The following is a 5,128-nucleotide window of genomic DNA, read 5'->3' as shown; positions in this document are numbered from 1 at the left end:
GAGCCCGGCCGCGGGTCCGCGCCCAGCACCGCCACGCGCCGCCGCCCGATCTCCACCAGGTGCGCCACCGCCGCCGCGACCGCCGGGTCCACGTCGACCGGCGCCGACGCGCCGACCCGCTCCCCCAGCAGCACCGCGGGCAGGGCTGCCCCCGCCGCGTCGTCCGCCCCCACGCCCAGCGCGTACAGCAGCACGCCGTCCAGGCCACCGCCCCGGCCGCCCAGCAGGGCGAGCTCGCGCTCCCGATCCCCGCCCGTCGGGTCCACCAGCACGGTCAGGCCCCGGCGCCCCGCCTGCTCCAGCACCGCGTGGGCGAGCTCGGCGTAGTACGGCTCCCGCAGGTCCGGCAGCCCCAGCCCGATCACGCCGGACCGGCCCGTGCGCAGGGTGCGCGCCGCCGGGTTCAGCTGGTACCCGAGGTCCGCGATGACCGCCAGCACCCGCTCCCGCTTGTCCGGGCTGATGTGCGGCTGGTCGTTGACCACCCGGGACACGGTCTTCACGGACACGCCGGCGGCCGCTGCGACGTCTTGCATGGTGACGGCCATGGTGGGTCAGCGTAGGGCCTGGACGGCACTCGCCCCACGACCCCGGCGTGCCACCCCGGGTGGTGGGGTGGGCGGACGCCGGGTCGCGGGGCGACATGCCGTGGGTGGCCGTCAGGCGGCGGGACCCTCCACGAGGGTGACCGCGGCCTGCGCCGTGGTGCCGGAGGTGGTCGTCCAGGTCAGGGTGACCTCGTCGCCGGGATCGTGCTCCGCGAGCGCGGCGCTCAGGGCGTCGCCGTCGGCGACCGCCACGCCGTCGACGGCCGTGATCGTGTCACCCGCGACCAGGCCGGCGCCCGCGGCGGGGGTGCCGTCGACGACGCCCGCGACCGTCGCGCCCGCCGTCGTGCCGGCCGCGCCGCGGCCCGGGGTCGTCGCGAGCTGCACGCCCAGGAACGCCGGGTAGCCCAGCACGATCGAGTCGCTGTCCTGCCCGGACAGGATCTGCGTCGCCACGTCGAGGGCGTCCCCGACGGGGATCGCGTACCCGGTGATGTCCGCCGACCCCGAGGACGCCGCCGTCGTGATCCCGACGACCTCGCCCTCGTCGTCCAGCAGCGCACCGCCCGAGTCCCCGGACACCACGTCCGCGTCCACCTCGATCAGACCCGACAGGCTCTCGCCCTGCGACACGCCCTCGGCCTGCGTGGTGATCGACTCGTCCAGGGCGGTCACGGTGCCGCTCGCGGCCATGAGCACGCCGCCGCCCTCCGCGTTGCCGACCGCCGTCACCGCGTCGCCCACCGCCGGGTCGCCGTCGTCGTCCAGCGTGGCGGTCGTCAGCCCCGACGCGTCCTGGAGCTGGAGCACGGCGACGTCCGCCGACGCGTCGGTCCCGACCACCTCGGCGGTGTACGACTCGCCGGACGGGGTGGTCACGGTGATCTCGGTGGCGCCCTCGACGACGTGGTTGTTGGTCAGCACGATGCCGTCCGAAGTGAGCACGACACCGCTGCCCGCCGCCTCCGCGGACTGGTAGCCCAGCACCGTGCTGACGAGCACGACGCCCGCGCTCTGGTCGGCGGTGGCCGTCGTGGTGTCGAGCGTGCCGGTCGAGGAGTCCGCGCCGGTGCCCGGGAGCGTGGTCGAGCCACCCGGGACACCCGAGCCCGAGCCCAGGCCCCCGCCGCCCGGGAGCGTCCCGCCGGGTGCCGTCCCCGAGGTCGATCCCTCGGACGTGCTGCTCCCGGCCTCCGGCGACGACGTCAGCCCGGCGCCCGACCCTTCCGGCCACCCGAGCGCGACCGCCGAGCCACCCAGCACGAGACCGGCTGCCAGCGCGCCCGACGCGAGCAGCGCGACCGCCGTGCGACGGCGGCGGGTGCTGCGCGGGGTGGGCGCCGGCACCGCGAACGCCGGCGCCGGACCGAACCCCGGGTGCTGCGGGTACGCCGCGGCGAACGCCGGGTCCACGACCGGCTGCTGCGGCGCCGGGGAACCAGACGACTGGACCGCCGGCCCCGCCGGGTCCTGCTGGCTGTGCTGGTCCGGCTCGCTCCACCGGCCGGGCTGACCCTGCTGGCCGGACCGGCCGGGCTGGCCGTGGTCGCCGGGCTGGCCGTGGTCGCCGTACTGGCCCGGCTGGTCCCGGTGGCCCTGCCGGCTCTGCGGGTCCTGCTCGTCCTGCTCGCGCTGCTGGTCCATCGGGACACCTCCTGGCGGGGACGCCACGGTGGCGTCGACTGCGAGCAGCCAACGCCCCGCACCCGACCGTCCGCTGAGCGCTTCCTGAACGCCGCCCATGAACCCGCCTGTGGGGCCCCGAGCCCACGGCGAGGTCGGGGGTCCACGACGAGGTCGGCGCGACGGATGTGCCGACCTCGTGCCGTTCCCCCGACCTCGCGCGGCGACCACCGGCCGCCGGCGGGGTCAGCGCGTGAAGCGGTCTGCGCGCTCGACGACGTGGGCCGTGGACGTGGCGGTGTCCCAGGTGAAGACGGTGCGGCCCTCGATGAGGACGTGCTCGGCGCGGGCGTGCACGTCCAGCGGGTCACCGGACCAGATGACGACGTCGCCGTCGCGGCCGGGCTCCAGGGCACCGACCCGGGCGTCCAGGCCGAGGAACGCCGCCGGGTTGACGGTCAGCGCCTCCAGGGCGGTCTGGCGCGGCAGGCCGTCCTTGACCGCGAGCGTGGCCTGGTGCACGAGGAAGTTGATCGGCACGACCGGGTGGTCGGTGGTGATCGCGACCCGGACGCCCGCGGCGGCGAGCGCGGCGAGGTTGGCGATGGCGCGGTCGCGGAGCTCGACCTTGGACCGGGAGGTGAACATCGGGCCGAAGATCACCGGGATGTCGCGCTCGGCGAGGACGTCGGCGAGCTTGTGCCCCTCGGTGCCGTGGTTGATGACGAGCTTGTACCCGAACTCGTCGGCCAGGCGGATCGCGGTGGCGATGTCGTCGTGCCGGTGGGTGTGCTGGTCCCAGTACAGCTCGCCGTCGAGCACCTGGGCCAGGGTCTCCAGCCCGAGGTCGGTCTTAAAGGGCTCGCCCTTCGCGGCGGCGGCGTCGCGCGCGGCCCGGTAGTGCTGGGCGTCGGTGAACGCCTGCCGGATGATCAGCGCGGTGCCGAGCCGGGTGGACGGCGTCTGCTTCTTCTCGGCGTAGACGCGCTTGGGGTTCTCGCCGAGCGCGGACTTCACGGATACCTGCTCCGAGATGATCTGCTCGTCGATGGTGCGCCCGCCCCACGACTTGATCGCGACGGACCGGCCGCCGATCGGGTTGCCGGAGCCGGGCTTGACGACGACCGACGTGATGCCGCCGATCAGCGCGTCCCGGAAGCCCTCGTCGTCGATGTTGATGGCGTCGACCGCCCGGACGGCCGCCATGTTGGGGCCGGTCATCTCGTTGGTGTCGTTGCCCGCGACGCCCTCGCCCTCTTCGTGGATGCCCACGTGGCCGTGCGCCTCCACGAAGCCGGGCAGCACCCAGCGGCCGGTGGCGTCGACGACGGTGGCGCCCGCGGGGACGGTGACCTCGGCGGCGGTGCCGACGGCCTCGATGCGCCCGTCGCGGATGAGGACGGTGCCGCCCTCGATCGGGTCGGTGCTGACGGGGACGACGTAGCCGCCGGTGATGGCGACGAGGGAGGAGGTCATGGGACCACCGTACGACCCGCGCCCGCCCCGCCCCGGCGTCCCGTGGTGCCGCGCGCTCGTGAGGTGTGGCACCGTGACCTGCGTGCGATACGTGATCATCGGCGCCGGCGCGGTCGGCGGGACCATCGGCGGGCTGCTCGCGGAGGCGGGCCGGGAGGTGGTGCTCGTCGCGCGCGGCGCGCACCTGGAGGCGCTGCGCTCCGACGGGCTGCACCTGACGACGGAGGCGGGCGCGCGGGTCGTGCACGCGTCGACCGCGGCGGGCCCCGAGGACGTCGACCTGCGCCCCGGCGACGTGCTCGTCCTCGCCGTCAAGGGGCAGGACACCGCGGCGACCACCGAGGCGTGGGCCGGTCGCCCCGTCGCGGGCGGGCGCACCGCGGGCGAGGACCTGCTGCTGGTGTGCGCGCAGAACGGCGTGGACAACGAGCGCACGGCGCTGCGCCGGTTCGCCCGGGTCGCCGGGATGTGCGTGTGGCTGCCCGCGACGTTCCTGGAGCCGGGCCGGGTGTCGGCCGCCGGGAGCCCCGTGCCCGGGATCCTCACGCTCGGGTCGGTCCCGGCCGGGGCGCCGGACGCGGACCTCGCCGAGGTCGGCGCGGACCTGGCGGCGGCGGGGTTCCGCGCGCCGGTGGTCGAGGACGTCCTCGCGTGGAAGTACGCGAAGCTGCTGAGCAACCTCGGCAACGCCGTCGAGGCGCTGTGCGGGCCGATCCGCTCGGACGACGCCCGCGCGCTGCTGGCCGACACCGTCGCCGAGGCCCGTGCGGTGCTGGCCGCCGCGGGGATCACGCCGACCGACCCGGAGGTGGAGCGGCGCGAGCGCGGCGACTTCACGCTGGTCGACCTGCCCGGCGTGACGCGGCGCGGCGGCTCGTCCTGGCAGAGCCTGGTCCGCGGGGCCGGCTCCATCGAGGCGGCGTACCTGAACGGGGAGATCGTGCTGCTCGGGCGCCTGCACGGCGTGCCCGCGCCGCTGAACGCCGCGCTGCTGCGCCTCGCGGAGCGCGCGGCGGCCCGCGGCGACCAGCCCGGCGAGGTCGACCCGGGCGAGATCCGGACCACGGCCACGACGGCCGCGAGCGCCTGAGCGTCCCGTGACCGACGAGCCCACCCCCGACGCCCCGGCGGCCCCCGCGGTCCCGGCGGCCCCGGCCCGACCGGTGCTGCCCGCCGGGCCGGCGTCGACCCGGGTGGACAAGTGGGTGTGGGCGGTCCGGCTCACCAAGACCCGGGCACTGGCTGCCGCGGCGTGCCGCGCCGGGCACGTGCGGGTCAACGGGGACCGCGCGAAGCCGGCGACCACCGTGAAGGTCGGCGACGAGGTGCGGGTGCGCGGCGACGGGCCGGAGCGGATCGTGGTGGTGGCGCACGTGCTGGAGCGGCGCGTCGGAGCCGCGCCCGCCGCCACCGCGTACCTCGACCGCACGCCCGCGCCGCCGCCGCCCGAGCAGGTGGCCGTCGCGGCGCAGCGCGACCGG

5 protein-coding genes are annotated in these 5,128 nt (G+C 76.5%); 2 read left to right on the top strand and 3 right to left on the bottom strand.

Features of this window, described 5'->3' with window-relative positions:
* The 3 genes from EBM89_RS19410 to EBM89_RS19400 form a co-directional block, all read right to left on the bottom strand.
* Nucleotides 1–548 (bottom strand): LacI family DNA-binding transcriptional regulator (locus EBM89_RS19410; protein WP_147463634.1); only part of this gene is annotated, 548 nt, incomplete at its 3' end.
* Nucleotides 549–659: 111 nt separating this feature from the next.
* The gene (locus EBM89_RS19405; protein WP_199732209.1) at nucleotides 660–2,192 is read right to left on the bottom strand and encodes a S1C family serine protease; all 1,533 of its coding nucleotides are present in this window, start codon (nucleotides 2,190–2,192) and stop codon (nucleotides 660–662) included.
* Nucleotides 2,193–2,417: 225 nt separating this feature from the next.
* Nucleotides 2,418–3,647 carry an amidohydrolase gene (locus tag EBM89_RS19400; protein ID WP_122151238.1) on the bottom strand — a complete coding sequence of 410 codons (1,230 nt, stop codon included), beginning with the start codon at nucleotides 3,645–3,647 and terminating at the stop codon, nucleotides 2,418–2,420.
* 73 nt (nucleotides 3,648–3,720) lie between these two features.
* Here EBM89_RS19400 and EBM89_RS19395 point away from each other — a divergent pair, with 73 nt between their 5' ends.
* Complete coding sequence (locus tag EBM89_RS19395; protein ID WP_233571866.1) at nucleotides 3,721–4,737, top strand: ketopantoate reductase family protein; 1,017 nt, start codon at nucleotides 3,721–3,723, stop codon at nucleotides 4,735–4,737.
* 7 nt (nucleotides 4,738–4,744) lie between these two features.
* Nucleotides 4,745–5,128: RNA-binding S4 domain-containing protein (locus EBM89_RS19390; RefSeq protein ID WP_122151239.1), on the top strand; the 384-nt coding region annotated here is incomplete at its 3' end.

Source organism: Cellulomonas triticagri (assembly GCF_003696205.1).
In the GTDB taxonomy this organism is placed as follows: Bacteria; Actinomycetota; Actinomycetes; order Actinomycetales; family Cellulomonadaceae; genus Cellulomonas; species Cellulomonas triticagri.
The sequence above is the reverse complement of the archived record's forward strand: the minus strand, read 5'-3'. Positions and strand labels throughout refer to the sequence as shown.